The following is a 19,569-nucleotide window of genomic DNA, read 5'->3' on the forward strand; positions in this document are numbered from 1 at the left end:
GGATGGTACGCGTGACGACTCCAGAGGCGACCGGTTACCGCATCGAACGCGACTCGATGGGCGAGGTGGAGGTGCCCGCCGAGGCGCTGTGGCGGGCGCAGACCCAGCGCGCGGTGCAGAACTTCCCGATTTCCGGCCGGGGCCTCGAACCGGCCCAGATCAAGGCCCTCGCCCAGATCAAGGGCGCGGCGGCCGAGGTCAACGGCGAGCTGGGCGTGATCGACGCCAACGTGGCCGCCGCGATAGCCGCCGCCGCCGCGCACGTTGCCGACGGTGGTTACGACGACCAGTTCCCGGTGGACGTGTTCCAGACCGGCTCCGGCACCTCGTCGAACATGAACACCAACGAGGTGATCGCGACCCTGGCCAGCCGGGAGCTTGGCTCGCCGGTGCACCCGAACGACCACGTCAACGCCTCCCAGTCGAGCAACGACGTCTTCCCGTCCTCGATTCATCTGGCGGCCACCCAGTTCATCGTCGAAGACCTGCTGCCGTCGCTGGCCCACCTGGCGTCGGCGTTGGAGGCCAAGGCCGCCGAGTTCGAGACGGTGGTCAAGGCCGGGCGTACCCACCTGATGGACGCCACCCCGGTGACCCTCGGCCAGGAGTTCGGCGGGTACGCCGCCCAGGTCCGCTACGGGGTCGAACGGCTGGAGGGCGCGCTGCCCCGACTGGCCGAGCTGCCGCTGGGCGGCACCGCCGTCGGCACCGGGATCAACACCCCGCTCGGCTTCGCCGCCGCCGTGATCGAGAAGCTGCGCGAGTCGACCGGGTTGCCGCTGAGCGAGGCGCGTAACCACTTCGAGGCGCAGGGCGCGCGGGACGCGCTGGTGGAGACCTCCGGGCAGCTGCGAACCGTGGCGATCGGCCTCTACAAAATCGCCAACGACATCCGCTGGATGGGCTCCGGCCCTCGCGCCGGCCTGCGCGAGCTGCGCATCCCGGACCTCCAGCCCGGCTCGTCGATCATGCCGGGCAAGGTCAACCCTGTGGTCGCCGAGGCGATGCGGCAGGTCTGCGCCCAGGTGATCGGCAACGACGCGACCGTCGGCTTCGCCGGCTCCCAGGGCGACTTCGAGCTGAACGTGATGCTCCCGGTGATGGGCCGCAACCTGCTGGAGTCGATCCGGCTGCTCTCCGCGGTGAGCCGGCTCTTCGCCGACCGGCTGGTGGTCGGCCTGGTCGCGGACGCCGAGGTCTGCCTGGCGTACGCCGAGGGCTCACCGTCGATCGTCACCCCACTCAACCGCTACCTGGGGTACGACGAGGCCGCGTCGATCGCCAAGGAGGCGCTGGCCAAGCAGACCTCGATCCGCGAGGTCGTCATCTCCCGGGGCCACGTCGACTCCGGCAAGCTCACCGAGACCCAGCTGGACGAGACGTTGGACCTGCTCCGGATGACCCACCCCTGACCCGGCTCGCCCCGCCCCGCCCTGCCCGGCGTTGCCCGGCCTCGCCTTGCCGTGGGTTGCCCTGGTCAGGGTAGGTGTCGTGGTCTTGCCCAGCCGACGAAGCGGGCGAAGAGCGCGGCGGGGTCGGGGCCGTCGTGCGGGTTGAGTCGGTACAGGTCGGCAGCCGCCTCGTGCAGGACGGTGCACAGGTAGATGCTCAACCCGATCCGGTCGTGCGTGTACTCCTGGCGCAGGGTGAGTCGGGCGACCGGGCCCGGCCAGGGCGCTGCGCCGACCCGCGCCAAGATCGCGCTCGATCCTGGACCGCGCCGATCTTGCAGTTTCTGCTGTCGACATGGGTGGATATGCCCCTTGCGTCGGGGCAGAAAATGCAAGATCGCGGAGCAGAGTCAGGTCGCAGCGGTTCCGCCCAACGCGGCGGCGTTGTCCTGGATGTAACGGCTTCCGCAGGTCAGGGCCTGACTGTTTCCACGATCGAGCACGACCTTGCCTCGGGTCTCTCCCTGGCGGTGGCGGAGGTCGCTGCCGGCAGCGCCTCGGTCGTCCGGGGAGGCTGGCGTGTTCCGGGTCGGGGTGGGCGTCTCGGGTCGGGGTGGTGGGCGTGGTCGGAGGATGTCTTGGGCGGATGCTTTGGAGCTGACTCGTTTGTGGCATCACCTCCGCTGTTCCGAGGTGCACTCCCGCCGGGCTGGCTGGGAGGTGGGACCGCCCGGCACGGGGGAGCGGGCGGTCCCGTGCGGCGCCGGCAGATCCCGGGGGACGGGGAGCGGCGCCGCGCTTCACAGTCTGGTGATCAGGCAACTACGGTCGGAAGGGTTTGGCCGCGTCGTCATAGTCGCCCTGTTCTGGGTGGCAGCGTCGCTGGCGGCCGGCTGGAGATGATCGTCGGCGGGGTGGAGGGCGGGCACGGTACGGCCGATGGACAGATGACGGCGGCGGCGTTCCTGATTGCGGAGCTGCGGCGGGCGCGGGTCCGGCGCGGCTGGAGTCAGGACGAGCTGGCCAAGGCGGTCAACTACTCGGCGTCGATGGTCAGCGCCGTCGAGCTGGGGCAGCAGCCGCCCACCGCCAAGTACCTGGAACTCGTCGACCGCGCCCTGGACACCGGCGGCCTCTTCGGTCGGATGTCCACCGAACTGGTCAGCCTGGACCGGGCGCAGCCCTGGCTACGCGGCTGGCAGGCGATCCTCGCGGAGGCGCGGGCGCTGCGATGGTTCGACCCGCTGCATGTCCCGGGGCTGCTGCAGACCGAAGGCTATGCCCGTGCCATCTTCGAGTCGGACCGACTGCTCGACGCCGATGAGGTCGAGCGTCGGCTAACGGACCGGATGGACAGTCAGCGGGTTCTCTACGGGGATCGCCCACCGCACGTAGTTGCGGTGCTCGACGAGTCGGTACTGAGGCGACGCGTCGGCGGCCGGAAGGTCATGTGCGAGCAGTCTCTGCAGCTAGCGCGCCTGGCGACCGAGCATCCGCGGGTTCAGCTCCATGTGGTGCCTCGCTCGGCCGAGGAGTATCCCGGCCTGAACGGGCCATTCATCCTTGCCACCGTGGCCGACCACAGCGATCTTGCCTACCTTGGTGGCCAGATCGGCGGCCAAGAACTCGATCGGCCAGCGGATCTGTTGCGTCTACAACGGACCTGGGAAGCTACCCTCGGGCAGGCGTTGCCACCGCAGGAGTCGATCGAGTTGCTGAGGGAAGTGGCAGAGTCGTGGAGTTGACCCGAGCCCGGTGGCGTAAGAGCAGCCGGAGTGGTTCCAACGACCAGTGCGTCGAGGTGGCGACGAATCTTGGGGAGGTGGTCGGGGTGCGAGACAGCAAGGACTCGGACGGGCCCGTGCTCGTTGTCGACGCGTACTCCTGGCGGCTCTTCGTGGGCGCGCCTCCGCGCTGACCCGACCGCCTCGCCCGCGACGGCGGTCGGGGTTTTCGGTGCACCCGGCCCTGGTAAACGGCTCGACGGGGTCTTCGGCGGCGCGGATGATCCGGGCCATGGGTGACGATGGCGCGGGTGTGCCGGCGGGGACCGAGCGGCTGCGGTTGCGGCGACTGACGATGGCCGACGTGGACGCGCTGGTCGAGTTGGACAGCGACCCCGAGGTGATGCGTTTCCTCACCGGGGGCGTCGCGACCCCGCTGGCCACCGTGCGCGACGAGCAGTTGCCGAGGCTGCTGGGCCAGTACGACAGGTATCCCGGGCTGGGTCGGTGGGCGGCGCACGATCGGGAGTCCGGCGAGTTCCTGGGCTGGTTCGCGCTGGACCCGTCGGCGGACGGCACCGAGGCCGAGTTGGGCTATCGGCTGCGCCGCTCGACGTGGGGGCGCGGGCTGGCGACCGAGGGGTCGCGGGCGCTGGTCCGGTACGCCTTCGACACCGTCGGGGTGCGTCGGGTCTGGGCCGAGACGATGACTGTCAACGAGCGGTCCCGGCGGGTGATGGTGAAGGCCGGGCTGCACTACGTGCGGACCTTCCACCTCCAGTGGGACGACCCGATTCCGGGCACCGAGCAGGGCGAGGTGGAGTACGAGGTGCGGGCCGAGGAGTGGGCGAGCGTCGCTCAGGAGCGGCCGGCGGCCCGGCGGGCGCGGTAGGCGGTCACCGCGGCACGGTTGCCGCAGCCGGCCTCGCAGAACCGCCGGGACCGGTTGCGGGACAGGTCGACGACGACGTTGTCGCAGTCCGGGTATTCGCAGATCCGCAGTCGGCTCAGCTCGCCGGTACGGACGAGGTCGGCCATCGCCATGGCGGCCTCGACCGCGATCCGGGTGGCCAGCGGCGCGTCGCGGGGAACGGCGTGCAGGTGGTACGGCTCGTCGTCGTGCTCGATGAGCTGGGGCAGCGCCTTGTGTTCCAGCAGCAGGCCGTTTACCACCGCGACGATCTCGGGTGGTTCGGCGTACCAGATGCGGCGCAGTTGGGGCCGCAGCTCCCGTACGGCGCGCAGCTCGGCCTCGGTGTGCTCGTGCCGGCCGCTGTAGGAGTGGCGGACGTAGAACGCGTCCAGCGCAGCGATGTCGGGCAGCAACTCACCGTCTCGACCTGCGGTGTTGACCAGCGCCGCGGCGGCGATCAGCGAACACTCGGTGTCATGAGCGAATAGCAACTTGACTCCTGTCATGGCTTCCGCCTAGCGTCATCAGTACAAGGATAGTTTGCTCATGACACGGTGCCCATTGCGAGGAGCGCGACATGCACTCACGACCTGCTGCCGGCGTCGGACTTGCGCTGCTCTCCGCAGTCACCTTCGCCACCTCCGGCACCTTCGCGCGGTCGCTCATCGAGGCCGGCTGGTCAGCCGAGTCCGCGGTGATCGCCCGCGTCGGCGTGGCCGCCCTGGTGCTGGCGATCCCCGCCCTGCTGTCGCTGCGAGGCAAATGGGACGTGCTGCGAGGCAACGCCACCGCCATCGGGCTGTTCGGGCTCCTCGGGGTGGCGCTGGCCCAGGTGTGCTTCTTCAACGCCGTGCGCTACCTGCCCGTCGGTGTCGCGCTGCTGCTGGAATACCTGGGCATCATCCTCGTCGTGGTCTGGATGTGGCTGCGGCACGGGCAGCCGCCCCGCCGGCTCACCGTCGCCGGGTCGGTGGCCGCGCTGGCCGGGTTGGCGTTCGTGCTCGACCTCGCCGGCACCGCCGACTTCCACCCGGTGGGCGTGCTCTGGGGGCTGGGCGCGGCGTTCGGCCTGGCCGGATACTTCGTGCTCGCCGGCCGGGTCGACCCCCGGCTGCCCTCGGTCGCCATGGCCAGCGGTGGAATGGCCGTCGGTGCCGCCGTGCTGCTCCTCATCGGGCTCACCGGCCTGCTGCCGCTGCACGCCACCTTCGGTGAGGTCACCTTCGCCGGGCAGCCCACCAGCTGGTTGGTGCCCATCGCCGGGCTGTCGCTGGTGGCCGCCGTCATCGCGTACCTCACCGGCATCGCCGGCACCCGGATCCTCGGGCCCCGCCTGTCGTCGTTCGTCGGGCTGACCGAGGTGCTCTTCGCGGTGCTGATCGCCTGGCTGTTCCTGAACGAGCTGCCCACCGGCTGGCAGTTGTTCGGCGGTGCGCTGATCGTCGCGGGCGTCGCCCTGGTACGCCTCGACGAGCTGCGCGGGTCGCCCGCAACGCCCGCGCCGGCCATGCCCGAGCCCGAGCTGGCCCTTGACGGTCGGTGAGGGTTGGCGGTCGTGCGTGTGTCTGCGCGGCGTGTTTCTGTGCGGGGTGTGTCTGTGCGCGGCCGGGGTGCGGCTCGAACTGGCGGGATTCACGGCCATAACGGGCGCTCAACTGGCGTAATCCGGATCGTTGTTGTGTGATGACTGCCACGTCCCTCAACGAGAGGATCCGATGTGCTGAGCAAGCGCTTCACCGCCCGTACGGTCGCGACCGCGGCTGTGCTGGCACTTACGGCTACGGGGTTGGGTGTGCCGGCCAACGCCGGGCCGAGCAACTCCCGGACCTTCACCGTCGTCGCCGAGGATGGCGTCGCCACCGACACGGCTGTCGCCGCGATCCGGGCAGCCGGCGGCACTGTGGTGTCCCGGTCCGATGAGGTCGGCATGTTCCAGGTCAGCAGCGATCGGGCCGACTTCGCGGCCAGGGCGACCGCGGCCCCGACGCTGATCGGCGCCGCCGAGCAGAAGGCCATCGGTCGCAAGCCGAAGCTGGACCGGGTCGAGCAGGAGCACCTGCTGGCCGCCGCCGGTGCTCGTGCCGGTGCTGCCGGTGCTGCGAAGAAGGGTGCCAAGCTCGATCCGCTCGATGACAAGCTCTGGGGCCTGGAGATGATCCGGGCCGACAAGGCCCGCAAGATCGAGCCGGGCGACCGTCGGGTGACCGTCGGCGTACTGGACACCGGCGTCGACGCCAGCAACCCGGACATCGCGCCGAACTTCAACTGGTCGCTGTCGCGCAACTTCGCGCCCGACCTGGTCGATGTGGACGGCCCCTGCGAGGTGCCGAGCTGCCTCGACCCGGTCGGCACCGACGACGGCGGGCACGGCACCCACGTGGCCGGCACCATCGGCGCCGCAGCCAACGGCTTCGGTCTCTCCGGCGTCGCCCCGAACGTCTCGCTGGTCGAACTCAAGGGTGGCCAGGACTCCGGCTACTTCTTCCTCGACCCGGTCGTCAACGCCCTGGTCCACGCCGGCCGGTCCGGGATCGACGTGGTCAACATGTCGTTCTATGTCGACCCGTGGCTCTACAACTGCACCGCCAACCCGGCCGACTCCCCCGAGGACCAGGCCGAGCAGCGGGCCATCATCAAGGCGATGAAGCGGGCGCTGGTCTTCGCGCACAACAAGGGCGTGACCCTCGTCGGTGCGCTCGGCAACAACAACGAGGACCTGGGTGCACCGCGCACCGACGTCAGCAGCCCCGACTACGGTGCCGACCCGTACCCCCGACCGATCGACAACGAGAGCTGCTGGGACCTCCCCACCGAGGGCCCGCACGTGATCGGCGTGTCGTCGGTTGGCCCGTCCGGCAAGAAGTCGGACTTCTCCAACTACGGCACCGAGCAGATCTCGGTCGCCGCGCCGGGAGGCTGGTTCCGGGACGGCTTCGGCACCGACACCTTCCGTACCGACGCCAACATGATCCTTTCCACGTACCCGAAGCACGTGCTTCAGGAGGAAGAATCGGTCGATGCCGACGGCAACATCGTCCCCGGCTTCGAGAACTCGGTCTTCAAGCAGTGCAAGGCCAACGGTGAGTGCGGCTACTACACGTACCTCCAGGGCACTTCGATGGCGTCCCCGCACGCCGCCGGTGTCGCCGCGCTGATCGTCAGCCGGCACGGCAAGGCGCAGGGTCGGACTGGCTTCGGGATGTCGCCGGACCAGGTCGAGCAGCACCTCTACCGCACGGCCGCCGAGCACGCGTGCCCGGAGCCGCGCCTCCAGCAGTACCGCAACGAGGGCCGGGACGAGACCTACGACGCGTACTGCGCCGGTGGGGTCAACTTCAACGGCTTCTACGGCTACGGGATCGTCGACGCCTACGCGGCGGTGAAGACCCCGCTCAAGCCGAACGCCCGCCCGTAACGCACATCGCATTGCGGTGGCCCAACCGCCACCGTTCTCCGGGGCCCGGTCGACCTGTCGTCGACCGGGCCTCGGCTCGTCCAGGCATGTCGTCACCGGCCGTCGCCCGGCGCCAGTCATGATCGACTCGATTTCCTTGAATGCCCCGTGTTGGTGCCTGAACGATGGCGCGGTTTCCAGGAACCCGAGTTGATCCCGGTCATCTGGACGATCCCTGTCGCAAGCCGCGGCTGACCAGCGCCTCGCGTACCTCTCGAAGCACCGCCGGGAACTCGCCGTGCAGCCGGCGGCTGGTCACGTGCAGTACCAGCCAACCCGCGCCGACCAGCTGATTCAGCCGGCGGCGGTGTCGGTGCAGCTGCTCTACGTCGAGGTGCCACTTCCCGTCGTACTCCACCGCCACCCGATATTGCGGCCAGGCCAGATCGGGGTGCAGAACAACGCCGGTGGGCAGGCGTACCGGATGGTGAACCGCTGGGCAGGGCAGCCCACCCAGCACCAACCGCACGCGTAGGTGTGACTCCGGCGGAGACTCGGCTCCGCCGTCGGCCAGATCGAACACCCAGCGCGCTCGTCGCGCACCCGGCCGGTCAGCATTGCGGGCAGCCACGGCAGCCAGTGTCTCGCGATCGACCAGCCCCTGCCCGAGCAGCGAATCGACGATCGCTACCGCCCGGACCGGTTCGAGCCAGACGGCCGTCTCCCAGGCGGCCCGTCCGGGGTCGGATCGGGGGATTGGGAGGTCTTGCTCCCTGGACCTGGGCGGGCCGGCCGCCGCCCACCGATCATCTCGACCGCCCACCACCATGCCCGCCGCTCCGATGGACACCGCGGCCGGGTGCCGTGCTGGGCGTTGGGACATTCCGCCGGCAGGTGGGCGGCCCACTCCAGTAGGTCGCGTTGCATCACGTGGACTTCCAGCGCTCGACGGTCGGCCTGCGTCCGGCGGTCGGAGCGGGGTGATGGCGTTGACGTGCACGCGAAGGCCGCGCTGTGGGCCGATCCGCAGCGGTCGCGGCACGAGGACGTGCACATCGTCGGTAAAGCTCGCGGCGTGCTGGACGCCGTGCAGGTAGGCGGCCGACGGGCCGCCGACCACCACGCCGGGTGGGAGCCGAAGGAGGGCGGCGCGACACGCGAGGGCGTGATCATGGCCCAGCCGTGAGTCGGCGTAGATGTCGTGGCGCAACCGCACCCAGGCGGAGTTGCGCAACTGATGTTCGGTGAGCAGGCCGTCCCGGACAGCGTCGGAGCCGCGGAAGACCTGCCAGGCCAGGGCATCGGGGCGATGCGGACGTGGGGGCATGCCGGCAGCCTGCCGACCACCGACTGGCCACCGGAACCCCTGTGGACAACCCGGCCCGCGCATGCCGCCGGACCTGTGGACAACCATGAATCCGCCGGCCGATCGTGCTATGGGGCGCGAGGCGGGGCGGGAGGTGGGGCGCGGCGGTCGGGGTCAGCTGAGGGCGGTGGAGATGGCTCGGGCGGCGGCCAGCACCTGGGGGCCGATGGTGTCGACGTCCAGCGGGGCGAGCGCGACCACGCCGACGCTGGCCTCCAGGCCGGGTACGCCGAGCACCGGTGCCGCCACCCCGTACGCCCCGGCCTGCAACTCCCCGCTGCTACTCACCGGCTCGGCCGCCCCGGCCCGACCGGCCAGGATCGCCCGGCCGGCCGCGCCCCGGTCCAGTGGATGCCGTGCCCCGGACCGGTAGGCGACGTGGAACGACGTCCAGCTCGGCTCGACCACGGCCAGGGCGACGCCCTCGCCACCTTCGACGACGGTCAGGTGTGCGGTCGCGCCGGCCTGCTCGGCGAGGCGGCGTAGCGCGGGCAGCGCACCCTCGGCGAGCAGCGGCTGGGCCCGCCGGGCCAGGTGCAGCAACCCGGCACCGAGGCGCAGCCGACCGTCTCCGTCGCGACGCAGCATGCCGTGCCCGGTCAGCGCACTGACCAGTCGGTAGACGGCGGCCCGGCCGACGCCGAGCCGATTCGCGGCCTCGGTGACGGTCAGACCGCCAGAGGCGTCGGCGACCAGGTGCAGCAGCCGCAACCCCCGGTCCAGCGTCTGCGACGTCTCGGCGGGGGTGGTGGGCTTGGCTGGCGGGTCACCGGAGCCACCGGAGCGTGCGGTCGCATCCACGCCTGGCAGCGTACGACCCGGCACCGGCGGACCCGGACAGGCACGGACAGCTACCCTTGTACGGTGACGCTACGCCTGTATGACACCGCCACCCGATCGGTGCGGGACTTCGTCCCGCGGGAAGCCGGCAAGGTGGGGGTCTACCTGTGTGGTCTCACCCTTCAGGCCCCGCCGCACATCGGTCACCTTCGCTCCGGCGTCAACTATGACGTCCTGCGTCGTTGGCTGTTGGCCGCCGGCTACGAGGTCACCTTCATTCGCAATCTGACCGACATCGACGACAAGATCCTGGTCAAGGCGGGCGAGCAGGGTCGTCCGTTCTGGTCGATCGCGTACGCCAACGAGTTGCTGCTCGCCGAGTCGTACCGGTCGTTGAACGTGCTGGCGCCCAGCTACGAGCCGCGCGCCACCGGGCACATCCCCGAGATGCATGAGCTGATCACGAAGTTGATCGCCGACGGGCACGCGTACCCGGCGAGTGACGGCTCCGGCGACGTCTACTTCGACGTGGCGTCCTGGCCGGCGTACGGGTCGCTGTCGGGCCAGTCTCCGGATGCCATGCAGTCCGCCGGGGACGCCCCGGACCGGGGCAAGCGGGATCCGCGCGACTTCGCGCTGTGGAAGGGTGCCAAACCGGACGAGCCGGCGGACGCCTACTGGCCTTCGCCGTGGGGGCTGGGCCGTCCGGGCTGGCACATCGAGTGCTCGGCGATGTGCTGGCGCTATCTCGGCCCGGAGTTCGACATCCACGGCGGTGGCCTGGATCTGACGTTCCCGCACCACGAGAACGAGATCGCCCAGTCCCAGGCGGCCGGGTTGCCGTTCGCCCGCTACTGGGTGCACCACGGCCTGCTGAGCATCGGCGGAGCCAAGATGGGCAAGTCCGCCGGCAACGCGCTGGGCCTGGCGTACGTGGACTCGCTCGGAGTGCGGCCGGTGGAGCTGCGCTACTACTACGCCGCCGCGCACTACCGCTCGGTGATCGACTACTCGGAGGATTCGCTGCGCGACGCGGCCACCGCGTACCGGCGGATCGAAGGTTTCGTGCAGCGGGCCGCCGAGCGGGTCGGCGCCGGGCAGCTCGGTGAGCTGCCCGCCGGGTTCGTCGCGGCGATGGACGACGACCTCAACACGTCCGCCGCGCTGGCCGTGCTGCAACAGCACATTCGGGACGGCAACACCGCGCTGAGCGTCGGCGATGATGTGACCGTCCGCACCACGCTGGCCGTGGTGCGGGCAATGCTGGATATTCTCGGGATCGACCCCCTCGACCCGGCCTGGACCGGTGGCGGCCGATCGGACGACCTTCGTGCCGTGGTGGACTCCCTGATCGCGCTGGCCCTGGAGCAGCGCGCGCAGGCGCGGGGCCGCAAGGACTGGACCGCCGCGGACGCCGTGCGTGACCAGCTCAAGCTGGCCGGCGTGGTGGTCGAGGACACCCCCCAGGGCCCCCGTTGGACTATTGGAGAGCAGGACTGATGGCCGGCAACTCGCAGCGCCGTGGCCGGCGACTGACGTCGAAGGCAGGCGCCCCCAAGGGCACCGGCGGCAAGAACAAGGATTCGTTGGCCGGGCGGGGTCGCACCCTGCCCGCGGACGAGCGGCCGTGGCACAAGGGCTACTCGGGCACCGAGAAGCTGCCCCAGCGCACCGCCTGGAAGCAGGACAAGGAGCGCCGCGCCGCGGCCGAGGAGGGGCGCGCCCCCAAGATCGGTCAGCCCGGCAGCAAGGACACCACCTGGGGCCGGGGTGGCGGTCGGGGCGTACCGGTCGGCCGGGGTGCCGCCACCGGCGGACGGGGCGGCAAGCCCAGCGGCCGGTCCGGCCCCCGGGTCACGCCGGGGCGTAAGTCCAACCCGTCCAAGGACACCCCGGAGCTGCTTGTCGGGCGTAACCCGGTGCTGGAGGCGCTGCGCGCCAACGTGCCGGCGACGGCGCTCTACACGGCCCAGGGCATCGACATGGACGACCGGATCAACGAGATCATCCGGACCGCCGCCGACCGGGGCATCGCCAACCTGGAGATCAGCCGCGCCGAGTTGGACCGGATGACCGGCGGGGTGCTGCACCAGGGCGTCGGCTTGCAGGTGCCGCCCTTCGCGTACCAGCCGTTCGAGGACATGGTCGCCGCTGCCCTGGAGCAGCAGGCCCCGCTGCTGGTCGCGCTGGACGGTGTCACCGACCCGCGCAACCTGGGCGCCGTGATCCGGTCGGCTGCCGCGTTCGGTGCGCAGGGTGTCTTCGTACCCGAGCGTCGTGCCGCCGGGATCACCGCGACCGCCTGGCGGACCAGTGCCGGCGCGGCCGCGCGGGTGCCGGTCGCACAGGTGACCAACCTGACCCGGTCGCTGAAGGCGTGCCGCGACGCCGGCTTCATGGTCGTCGGCCTGGATGCCGACGGCGACACCGACCTCTACAACCTGGAGGCCGCTGTCGGTCCGCTGGTGGTGGTGGTCGGTTCCGAGGGGCGCGGTCTTTCCCGCCTGGTCGGGGAGACCTGCGACCTGACCGTCAGCATCCCGATGATCTCCGAGGTCGAGTCGCTCAACGCCAGCGTGGCGGCGGCGGTCGCCCTGGCCGAGGTCGCCCGCCGGCGCTCCGTCGAGCTGTAGCGCACGTCGAACGAAGGCCCCCTCCCGCCGAGCGCGGGAGGGGGCCTTCGTCGTCAGGTGCCCAGGCAGGGTGAGAAGCCAGTTTCGGTACGACGAAGGGGCGGCCCGCCGAAGCGGACCGCCCCTGTCGGTACGGCGTTACGTCAGATCCGGCCGCCGGTGGAGGCGTGGAAGACGTGGCTGCGACCCGCAACCGGCCTGACGAACACGGTGTCACCCATGTTCGGCATGTTGCGCCGGTCGGTGCGGACGACGAAGCGCTCCGAGTTGCCACCCAGCGCGGCGTGGCCGTAGACGTTGGCGTCCGAGCCGAGGTCCTCGACCAGCTCGACCACGACCGGCATGCCGCCCTCGGTCGGGCTGACCAGCTCGCAGTCCTCCGGGCGGAAGCCCACGGTGACCTTGCCGTCGCCACCCTCGGCGCGGGCCGCCTCGACCTGCTCGCGGGTCAGCGGGATCTGCAGCTCGGCGAACTCGGCGCCCCGCTCGTTCAGCGGAACGGTCTTGATGTTCATGGCGGGCGAGCCCATGAAGCCGGCGACGAACACGTTGGCCGGGGTGTCGTAGAGCGCCCGCGGGGTGTCCACCTGCTGCAGGACACCGTCGAGCAGCACCGCGACCCGGTGACCCATGGTCATGGCCTCGACCTGGTCGTGCGTGACGTAGACCGTGGTGACGCCCAGCTTGGCCTGCAGGGACGCGATCTGGGTACGGGTCTGCACGCGGAGCTTGGCGTCGAGGTTCGACAGCGGCTCGTCCATGAGGAAGACCTGCGGCTCGCGGACGATCGCCCGACCCATAGCGACACGCTGACGCTGACCACCGGAGAGCGCCTTCGGCTTACGGCTGAGGTACTCCTCCAGCTGGAGCAGCCCGGCCGCCTCCTTGACCCGCCGGTCGATCTCCGACTTGGAGGTCTTGCGCAGCTTGAGGGCGAACGCCATGTTCTCGTACACCGTCATGTGCGGGTAGAGGGCGTAGTTCTGGAAGACCATCGCGATGTCGCGGGCCTTCGGGGGAAGGTGGGTGACGTCACGCTGGTCGATGTAGATCGAACCGGCGTCCACGTCCTCCAGGCCGGCGAGCATCCGCAGGCTGGTGGACTTACCGCAACCGGAGGGGCCGACCAGGACGAGGAACTCCCCGTCGCCGATCTCGAGGTCCAGCTCGTTGACGGCGGGACGCTCTTGGCCCGGGTAGACCCGGGACGCCTTGGAATAGGTGACAGTAGCCATGGTGAAGCGCTTCCTTTCACCGGCAGGAACGTGCCGGACGATCCGAGTGAAGGAGCAACCGGCACGTGTCCGTGCCGGTTCAGCGGACGGCGGCGCGGTCGCGGGGGCGCCCGGTCGTCGTCCGTGTCAGTGAACCGTAAACGCGTTTACCTGTGCTGCCAAGGCGGGGGCCGCCCAGCCCACCAGGCGGGCTACGCATTCCGGTCACTCGGGCACGGTCAGACATCAATCGACGCGGTGTCAAACGAGTCTGCGTCGGGTTGTTGACGATTCCCGTGCTCGGGAGGCATCGCGATCGGGATTACCGGACGTCAGTCGCTATGCTGACCTCGACGCACGCGCCCCTGTAGCTCAGCTGGCCAGAGCACTCGCCTTGTAAGCGAGATGTCGCCGGTTCGATCCCGGCCGGGGGCTCCAATTACATCAGACCTATCCGAGCGGCACCGCTCTGCCTCTGCCGCGCCGTCCCCGACGTCCGCGGTGAGCTGGTCGCGGCAGCAAACAGCCACCGCGGCTGCTCCGGATTGAGCGGCGCGCCACCCGACCGGACGACGCAGTTTCCGGCGCTAACCTGGGGCCGGAGCAGCGCGGAGCGGGACGGGGGCAGATGAGTCGGGCGGTGGAGGAGTCGAACCGGGCGATGCTGCGCGCCCGGGACGCGATGGACCGGGCGTACGCCGAGCCTCTGGACATTCCCGCGTTGGCCCGGATCGCGCACGTCTCGCAGGCGCACTTCATCCGTACCTTCCGGGCCACCTTCGGTGAGACCCCGCACCGCTATCTGCAACGCCGTCGGGTGGAGCGGGCGATGTCGCTGCTGGTGGAGACCAACCGGGACGTGACGGACATCTGCTACGCCGTCGGCTTCGGTAGCCTGGGCACGTTCAGTCGGACGTTCCGGCAGATCGTCGGGGAGTCGCCCTCGGATTTCCGGCGTCAGCGCTTGGCGCCGGCCAACGTGCCGTCGTGCTTCACCAAAGCCTGGACCCGACCCAGCAGTTTTGGATAAGCCGCAGGTCACGGCCTACCTCTAGCGTCATGGGCATGACGATGAACGCGATCAGCCGCTCCCAGATCTACGTCCTCGACCAGGACGCCGCGCTTGACTTCTACGTCAACAAGCTCGGCATGGAGGTCAACACCGACCAGGACCTCGGCTTCATGCGGTGGCTCACTGTCAACCTGCCCGGCGACCCGGAGCGCGAGATCCTGTTGGAGAAGCCCGGCCCGCCGGCGCTGGACCCGGCCACCGCCGAGCAGGTCCGGGAGCTGCTCACCAAGGGTGCCCTCGGCGGGTACCTCTTCATGACCACTGACGACGCCCGCAAGACGCACGAGGATCTGGTGGCGAAGGGCGTCGAGATCACCGACGAGCCGACCGAGCGCCCGTACGGGATCGACTTCGGCATCCGGGACCCGTTCGGCAACCGGATCCGCATCGGCCAGATGTTCCCCGGGGCGTAGGGGGCGGGCGATGAGCCAGGCCGCGGCGTTTCCCGTGGTACGACCGACCGCCGTCGGTCGGGACCGCATGCTGTTGATCGGCGGGGTGTTCGCCGGTCCGATCTTCGTCGGCTCGGCGATCGCGCAGGCGGCTACCCGGGATGGCTTCGACTTCCGTCGCCACCCGGTCAGCGTCTTGAGCACCGGAGAGCTGGGTTGGATCCAGATCGTCACGTTCCTGGCCACCGGGGTGCTCTGCGTGCTGGCCGCCCAAGCGCTGCGCCGCCGTACCAGCGAAGGCGGCGGATCGGTCCGGCTGCCCCGACTGCTCGCGCTGTACGGCCTGGGCCTGGTCGGGGCGGCGATCTTCAGCGCCGACCCGGCCGACGGGTTCCCGGCCGGTACGCCTCGGGGCGCCGGTGAGATCAGTTGGCACGGGGGCCTGCACTTCCTGGTGGCGGCGGTCGCCTTCGTGTCGCTGATCGTGGCGACAGTGGTGGCAGCCCGTCGGGCCGCACGGCAGGGGGCGCGCGGTCGAGCCGCGTACAGCCTGGTGACCGGGATGTTCTTCGCGGCGGCCTGGGTGACGCTGATCGTCCGGCCGGCACCGGCCGTGATGGTGGCGTTCGGCCTGGCGGTGACGGCCGGCTGGCTGTGGGTGTCGGTCACCTTCGCGCGGGCGGCGTCCGGTCGGGCCGACTGAGCCGACGGCCGCAGGACCGGGAGGTGCGGGTCGAACTCGTACCTCCCGGTGTGTTGAGGTGGGGCATGGTGACCCGGTTGCTGTACCTGACCCGACACGCCGAGCAGGATCTCTCCGAGCCGAGTGGATCGGAGGCAGGCGAACCGGATACCGGCCTGTCGGAGCGCGGCCGGCGGCAGGCCACCCTGCTGGGCGAACGCCTGCGGGCCCGGCGGTTCGCCGCCGTCCACCACGGGCCGCTGCGCCGGGCCGCGCAGACCGCCGAGCTGGTCGCCAAGTCGCTGCCCGACGTTCCGGAGTACGAGACGGAGCTGGCCGGCGACCACCTCCCACACGACACGGATCCGGCTGGCCTGCCGCCCGCGTACGCCGAATTCCTGACGCAGTTCTCGGCGGCCGAGCGGGTCGACTGGCCGCGGGTGACGGCGGACGCGGTGCGGCGGTTCGCCGGCCCGGTCGCCGAGGGGCCCGCCGGCGGCGAACCGGTCCGCGAGCTGGTCGTGACGCACAGCTTCCTGATCGCCTGGCTGGTGCGGCATGCCCTCGACGCGCCGGAGTGGCGGTGGCTGGGCTTGAACACGCACAACGCGGGGCTGACAGTCATCCGGTACAGCGCGGCCGGCCCGGCGAATCTGGTCGCCGTCAACGACGTGGCCCACCTACCGCCGGAGCTGCGGGGCACTGGCCTGCCCCCGGACTATCTGGTGTGAGTGCCGGTGGTCCGCAGAAGCAGCTTGACCACCGCCTGGGTGGCCGGCGGCGGGGTGCCGTCGGCCGGGCAGTCGGCGTACCCGGTGTCGTTGCTGGCCACGGTGAGGCGATAGTTCATCGCGTCCGAGCAGTTGGTCGCGGTGGTCGGCCGCCGCGCCTCGGTGGCGAGCCGGGGGTCGGCGGCCAGCCCCGCCAGGATGCCCTGATCGGCAGGGGTGAGCCGGCCGAGGCTCCGGCTGCCGGCCCGGTCCGTCACGGTCCACTGGCCATCCGGCTCGACGACGATGGAGTCCCCGCGCCCGGCGAAGCCACCGGAGATTCGTAACGTCACTCGGGGGGCCACACCGCTGGCCCCGGCGCTGACAGTGGGGGCGGTCGTCGGCTGCGAGGTGCCGGTGGCCGGGGCGGTAGCGGTGGTGGCCGACGGCTGGGTCGGGGTGGTGGTGAGGGCTCGGTCGACGCTGGTGCAACCGGTCAGAAGCGCGGCCAGGAACGCGACCGTGACGGCGGTCGTCGATGCGAGTCTCATCTCCGTCGGACGCGCGACCCCAACCGATGGTTCCCCCCATCCGACCGGAAGCGGTCCGCGCCGTTCTGGCAATCTTGGACCCTCTGCGCTAACGAAAACTGTCCAAGATTGCTTCAGCAGTGCGCCTGCGCCGGGCCGGACTGATCGTCTTCGCTAGGGTCGCCGCACCCGACGCGCGACGTCGGCGACCAGATTGGCGGCGTCGCCCCTCGGGGGCGCGGGAAGGAGCGGACGTGTCGGACGCGGAGTTGACGGTCGAGGTGGCCGGGCCGGTCGCCACCGTGGTGATGCACAACCCGGCTCGGCGTAACGCGATGACCGCCGCCATGTGGCGTCAGCTCCCCGAACTGCTCGACCGGCTGGAACCCGACCCCGACGTACGGGCGTTGGTGCTCACCGGCGCCGGCGACGCCTTCTGCGCGGGCGCCGACCTCGGTGACCTGGCCGAGCTGTTGGACGCCGGTGACGCCAGCATCGCGGTGGCCGCCGAGGAACGGCTGGCCCGGTTCGCCAAGCCGACCGTCGCGGCCATCCGGGGCGCCTGCGTCGGCGGTGGGGCTCAGCTCGCTGTCGCCTGCGACCTGCGGATCGCCGCCGACGACGCCCGGTTCGGCGTACCGCCGGCCCGGCTCGGGCTGGTCTATCCGGCGCCGACGACGCGCCGGCTGGTCCGGTTGGTCGGCCCGTCCGCCGCCAAGCTTTTGCTGTTCACCGCAGAGCTGATCGACGCCGAGCGCGCCCTGCGGATCGGCCTGGTCGACGAGCTGCTGCCGGCCGACCGGCTCGCCGTACGGGTGGACGAGCTGACCGCGACCATCGCCCAGCGTTCGCCGCTGAGCATCGCCGCCGCGAAGGAGATCATCGACGAGCGGGCCGAGCCCGCACGGATCGCCTGGTGGCACCGGAAGGTGACGACGACCGGCGAGGCCAGGGAGGGGGTAGCGGCGATGACCGAACGCCGACAGCCCCGCTTCGCCTGGCGGCCACCGACCGAACACTGACCGCGTCTGGTCGCACCGCCGGCGGTTGGTTCGTCAGGCTGCTGCTCCGAGAAGCCCGCCGGGGGCGAGGCATTGCTGCGGGACCACCCGGATCTGAGCGGACGCTAGCTGAAGCCGGTCCTACTCATTGCGAGATTTCGATCCCGGGTATCCGGTTCTCAGGCCGGTACGGCAGGCTGTCCGTCGTGCAGCGTGATCAGTTGCTCGCGGGCCGCTACCGGCTCCTGGAGCGCCTCGGCAGTGGCGGCATGTCGGAGGTGTATCGGGCGTACGACGAGGTGCTCGAGCGGGACGTGGCGGTGAAGGTGCTCGTCGCCTCGGACACCAACGCCCGACAGCGGATCCGAGGCGAGGCCAAGGCCGCGGCTCGGTTGTCGCATCCCCACGTCACAAGCGTCTACGACTACGGCGAGTCGGCGCTGGACGGAGCCCAGGTCCCGTTCGTGGTGATGGAGTTGCTCGGCGGTCACACCCTCGAACACCGGTTGGTGGCCGGGCCGTTGCCGCCGCGCGCCGGTCTGCGGGTGTGCGCCGAGGTGGCCTCGGCCCTCACCGTCGCGCACGGGCAGGGGTTGGTGCACCGCGACATCAAGCCGAGCAACGTGATGCTCACGCCGTCCGGCGCGAAGGTGCTCGACTTTGGCATCGCGGCAGCCGCCGGCGCGCCAGAGATCGACTTCGAGGGGCGGCTGCTGGGCACGCCGGCGTACCTGGCGCCGGAACGGCTGCAGGCCGGCGAGGTGCTGCCCGCCAGCGACGTGTACGCCCTCGGCCTGCTGCTGTACCGGGTGCTCACCGGCCGGTTGCCGTGGCCCGCCGAGGCGCAGACCGGGATGCTCCGCGCGCACACGCACGTCGAACCGGACCCGCTGCCCCCGATCGACGGTATACCGCCCGAGGTGCACCGGCTCTACCGCTGGTGCCTGGCCGGCGACCCTGCCGACCGGCCGTCGGCCGCCGACACGGCCCGCATATTGCTCGCCGTCGCCAGCGGGGCCGCCCCCGAGGCGGCTGCCGGTGCCGCTGCCTCGGCGGCAAACGTCGCCGAGCAGGCCGGCCCCGAGCCGACTGGCCCCAAGCCGGCCGGCACCGAGGAGGCCGGCACCGAGCCGACCGGCGATTCGGTGGCGCGGATGAGGCGCGGGCCGTGGCGTCGGGGGCGAGCCATCCTGACGGTCGGCGGAGCCGTGATCGCCGCGGTGGCGCTCGCCGGGTCGCTCGGTGACTTCAGCAATCGTCGACAGGGACAGAGCGCCGCGCCGACCGGCAGTGGCCCGGGCACCACCACGGTGGGGATGCCCGGCATCGAGGACCCGACCGACCCGGTTGATGCCGGTCCGTCCGCCGCACCGCCGACCAGGAACACCGCGCCCGCTACCCGGATCAACCCCCCGTCCGGTCCGGGCGGGCCAGTGGTCCCGGGCCCGACGCCCGCCACCTCTGGCCCGACCCCGACCAGGGCTGCGCCGACTCCCACCGCCGGCGCCGGTGTGCCCGTCGAGGCGCACGGCGGGACGGTCACCGCTCGCTGCGTGGGAAATTCGGTCGAGGTGCTCGCTGTGGTGCTCGCGCCCGATTTCCGGGTCGAGGGGTACGACCCGGGGCCGGCGAAGCAGATCCTGGTCGAGCTGACCTCCGCGGAGCACCGCAGCGAGATCCGGGTGCAGTGCCCCAACGGCCAACTGAAGTCGAAGGTCAAGGAACGCGCGGCCTGATCGGGGGCCGGCGGGTGCCGCGTCCGGGACG

At 71.0% G+C, this 19,569-nt stretch carries 21 protein-coding genes and 1 tRNA gene; 16 read left to right on the forward strand and 6 right to left on the reverse strand.

The window, feature by feature from the left end; genetic code table 11:
* The first annotated feature begins 2 nt into the window (after nt 1–2).
* Nucleotides 3–1,412, forward strand: coding sequence for an aspartate ammonia-lyase (locus tag KBX08_RS02435; protein WP_210780858.1), 1,410 nt, complete (start codon nt 3–5; stop codon nt 1,410–1,412).
* A 65-nt stretch (nt 1,413–1,477) separates the two neighbouring features.
* On the opposite strand, the gene KBX08_RS02440 is transcribed toward KBX08_RS02435, so the two are convergent.
* Nucleotides 1,478–1,696: a hypothetical protein gene (locus KBX08_RS02440; protein WP_374101925.1), complete on the reverse strand. Its 219-nt coding sequence runs from the start codon at nt 1,694–1,696 to the stop codon at nt 1,478–1,480.
* Nucleotides 1,697–2,338: 642 nt separating this feature from the next.
* Here KBX08_RS02440 and KBX08_RS02445 point away from each other — a divergent pair.
* From KBX08_RS02445 to KBX08_RS02455, 3 genes are all read left to right on the forward strand, one after another.
* Complete coding sequence (locus tag KBX08_RS02445) at nt 2,339–3,136, forward strand: helix-turn-helix transcriptional regulator (RefSeq protein WP_210780930.1); 798 nt, start codon at nt 2,339–2,341, stop codon at nt 3,134–3,136.
* Nucleotides 3,127–3,309: a DUF397 domain-containing protein gene (locus KBX08_RS02450; RefSeq protein WP_210780859.1), complete on the forward strand. Its 183-nt coding sequence runs from the start codon at nt 3,127–3,129 to the stop codon at nt 3,307–3,309. Before KBX08_RS02445 ends, KBX08_RS02450 begins: the two co-directional genes overlap by 10 nt.
* A 98-nt stretch (nt 3,310–3,407) precedes the next feature.
* Complete coding sequence (locus tag KBX08_RS02455; RefSeq protein ID WP_210780860.1) at nt 3,408–4,007, forward strand: GNAT family N-acetyltransferase; 600 nt, start codon at nt 3,408–3,410, stop codon at nt 4,005–4,007.
* Here KBX08_RS02455 and KBX08_RS02460 read toward each other — a convergent pair.
* The gene (locus KBX08_RS02460; protein ID WP_210780861.1) at nt 3,974–4,534 is read right to left on the reverse strand and encodes a CGNR zinc finger domain-containing protein; all 561 of its coding nucleotides are present in this window, start codon (nt 4,532–4,534) and stop codon (nt 3,974–3,976) included. The two genes, KBX08_RS02455 and KBX08_RS02460, sit on opposite strands and share 34 nt — an antisense overlap.
* 71 nt (nt 4,535–4,605) lie before the next feature.
* Between KBX08_RS02460 and KBX08_RS02465 the strand changes: the two genes are divergently transcribed.
* On the forward strand, nt 4,606–5,571 hold the full coding sequence (locus KBX08_RS02465) for a DMT family transporter (protein WP_210780862.1): 966 nt from the start codon (nt 4,606–4,608) through the stop codon (nt 5,569–5,571).
* A gap of 177 nt (nt 5,572–5,748) precedes the next feature.
* Nucleotides 5,749–7,443: a S8 family serine peptidase gene (locus KBX08_RS02470; RefSeq protein WP_210780931.1), complete on the forward strand. Its 1,695-nt coding sequence runs from the start codon at nt 5,749–5,751 to the stop codon at nt 7,441–7,443.
* 199 nt (nt 7,444–7,642) lie between these two features.
* Here the strand turns inward: KBX08_RS02470 and KBX08_RS33510 are convergent, their stop codons facing one another.
* Nucleotides 7,643–8,005 carry an endonuclease domain-containing protein gene (locus tag KBX08_RS33510; protein ID WP_247668720.1) on the reverse strand — a complete coding sequence of 121 codons (363 nt, stop codon included), beginning with the start codon at nt 8,003–8,005 and terminating at the stop codon, nt 7,643–7,645.
* A gap of 411 nt (nt 8,006–8,416) precedes the next feature.
* Here KBX08_RS33510 and KBX08_RS33515 point away from each other — a divergent pair, with 411 nt between their 5' ends.
* Entirely contained in the window at nt 8,417–8,608 is a 192-nt protein-coding gene (locus KBX08_RS33515; RefSeq protein ID WP_247668721.1) for a hypothetical protein, read from the forward strand.
* A 294-nt stretch (nt 8,609–8,902) separates the two neighbouring features.
* On the opposite strand, the gene KBX08_RS02480 is transcribed toward KBX08_RS33515, so the two are convergent.
* On the reverse strand, nt 8,903–9,589 hold the full coding sequence (locus tag KBX08_RS02480; protein WP_210780864.1) for a helix-turn-helix domain-containing protein: 687 nt from the start codon (nt 9,587–9,589) through the stop codon (nt 8,903–8,905).
* A gap of 63 nt (nt 9,590–9,652) precedes the next feature.
* Here KBX08_RS02480 and cysS point away from each other — a divergent pair, with 63 nt between their 5' ends.
* Nucleotides 9,653–11,068 (forward strand): cysteine--tRNA ligase, encoded by a 1,416-nt coding sequence (gene cysS / locus KBX08_RS02485; RefSeq protein WP_210780865.1) that lies wholly within the window; start codon nt 9,653–9,655, stop codon nt 11,066–11,068.
* On the forward strand, nt 11,068–12,201 hold the full coding sequence (gene rlmB / locus KBX08_RS02490; protein WP_210780866.1) for a 23S rRNA (guanosine(2251)-2'-O)-methyltransferase RlmB: 1,134 nt from the start codon (nt 11,068–11,070) through the stop codon (nt 12,199–12,201). Before cysS ends, rlmB begins: the two co-directional genes overlap by 1 nt.
* A gap of 143 nt (nt 12,202–12,344) precedes the next feature.
* Here rlmB and KBX08_RS02495 read toward each other — a convergent pair whose 3' ends face one another.
* Complete coding sequence (locus tag KBX08_RS02495; RefSeq protein WP_210780867.1) at nt 12,345–13,436, reverse strand: ABC transporter ATP-binding protein; 1,092 nt, start codon at nt 13,434–13,436, stop codon at nt 12,345–12,347.
* 340 nt (nt 13,437–13,776) lie between these two features.
* Between KBX08_RS02495 and KBX08_RS02500 the strand changes: the two genes are divergently transcribed.
* The 5 genes from KBX08_RS02500 to KBX08_RS02520 all read left to right on the forward strand — a co-directional run bounded on the left by KBX08_RS02500 (nt 13,777) and on the right by KBX08_RS02520 (nt 16,292).
* Nucleotides 13,777–13,853 (forward strand) — tRNA-Thr (locus tag KBX08_RS02500).
* A gap of 190 nt (nt 13,854–14,043) precedes the next feature.
* Complete coding sequence (locus tag KBX08_RS02505) at nt 14,044–14,445, forward strand: helix-turn-helix domain-containing protein (protein WP_210780868.1); 402 nt, start codon at nt 14,044–14,046, stop codon at nt 14,443–14,445.
* Between the two features lie 35 nt (nt 14,446–14,480).
* Nucleotides 14,481–14,900 (forward strand): VOC family protein, encoded by a 420-nt coding sequence (locus KBX08_RS02510; RefSeq protein WP_210780869.1) that lies wholly within the window; start codon nt 14,481–14,483, stop codon nt 14,898–14,900.
* Nucleotides 14,901–14,910: 10 nt separating this feature from the next.
* Entirely contained in the window at nt 14,911–15,582 is a 672-nt protein-coding gene (locus tag KBX08_RS02515) for a DUF998 domain-containing protein (RefSeq protein ID WP_210780870.1), read from the forward strand.
* 65 nt (nt 15,583–15,647) lie between these two features.
* Complete coding sequence (locus tag KBX08_RS02520) at nt 15,648–16,292, forward strand: histidine phosphatase family protein (RefSeq protein ID WP_210780871.1); 645 nt, start codon at nt 15,648–15,650, stop codon at nt 16,290–16,292.
* On the opposite strand, the gene KBX08_RS02525 is transcribed toward KBX08_RS02520, so the two are convergent.
* Complete coding sequence (locus KBX08_RS02525; protein WP_210780872.1) at nt 16,280–16,822, reverse strand: hypothetical protein; 543 nt, start codon at nt 16,820–16,822, stop codon at nt 16,280–16,282. The two genes, KBX08_RS02520 and KBX08_RS02525, sit on opposite strands and share 13 nt — an antisense overlap.
* A gap of 233 nt (nt 16,823–17,055) precedes the next feature.
* On the opposite strand from KBX08_RS02525, the gene KBX08_RS02530 reads away from it, so the two are divergent.
* Both KBX08_RS02530 and KBX08_RS33520 read left to right on the forward strand, forming a co-directional pair.
* Complete coding sequence (locus tag KBX08_RS02530; RefSeq protein ID WP_210780873.1) at nt 17,056–17,823, forward strand: enoyl-CoA hydratase/isomerase family protein; 768 nt, start codon at nt 17,056–17,058, stop codon at nt 17,821–17,823.
* Between the two features lie 185 nt (nt 17,824–18,008).
* Nucleotides 18,009–19,538 carry a serine/threonine-protein kinase gene (locus KBX08_RS33520; protein ID WP_307850427.1) on the forward strand — a complete coding sequence of 510 codons (1,530 nt, stop codon included), beginning with the start codon at nt 18,009–18,011 and terminating at the stop codon, nt 19,536–19,538.
* Nucleotides 19,539–19,569: the final 31 nt, after the last annotated feature.

Origin of the sequence: Micromonospora sp. H61, assembly GCF_018070325.1 — a bacterium.
GTDB lineage: Bacteria > Actinomycetota > Actinomycetes > Mycobacteriales > Micromonosporaceae > Micromonospora > Micromonospora salmantinae.

Coding starts and splice junctions, on each gene's coding strand:
- KBX08_RS02435 (WP_210780858.1), top strand. CDS start 3: ATGGTACGCGTGACGACTCCAGAGGCGACCGGTTACCGCATCGAACGC.
- KBX08_RS02445 (WP_210780930.1), top strand. CDS start 2,339: ATGACGGCGGCGGCGTTCCTGATTGCGGAGCTGCGGCGGGCGCGGGTC.
- KBX08_RS02455 (WP_210780860.1), top strand. CDS start 3,408: ATGGGTGACGATGGCGCGGGTGTGCCGGCGGGGACCGAGCGGCTGCGG.
- KBX08_RS02460 (WP_210780861.1), bottom strand. CDS start 4,534: ATGACAGGAGTCAAGTTGCTATTCGCTCATGACACCGAGTGTTCGCTG.
- KBX08_RS02465 (WP_210780862.1), top strand. CDS start 4,606: ATGCACTCACGACCTGCTGCCGGCGTCGGACTTGCGCTGCTCTCCGCA.
- rlmB (WP_210780866.1), top strand. CDS start 11,068: ATGGCCGGCAACTCGCAGCGCCGTGGCCGGCGACTGACGTCGAAGGCA.
- KBX08_RS02495 (WP_210780867.1), bottom strand. CDS start 13,436: ATGGCTACTGTCACCTATTCCAAGGCGTCCCGGGTCTACCCGGGCCAA.
- KBX08_RS02505 (WP_210780868.1), top strand. CDS start 14,044: ATGAGTCGGGCGGTGGAGGAGTCGAACCGGGCGATGCTGCGCGCCCGG.
- KBX08_RS02510 (WP_210780869.1), top strand. CDS start 14,481: ATGACGATGAACGCGATCAGCCGCTCCCAGATCTACGTCCTCGACCAG.
- KBX08_RS02515 (WP_210780870.1), top strand. CDS start 14,911: ATGAGCCAGGCCGCGGCGTTTCCCGTGGTACGACCGACCGCCGTCGGT.
- KBX08_RS02520 (WP_210780871.1), top strand. CDS start 15,648: ATGGTGACCCGGTTGCTGTACCTGACCCGACACGCCGAGCAGGATCTC.
- KBX08_RS02525 (WP_210780872.1), bottom strand. CDS start 16,822: ATGAGACTCGCATCGACGACCGCCGTCACGGTCGCGTTCCTGGCCGCG.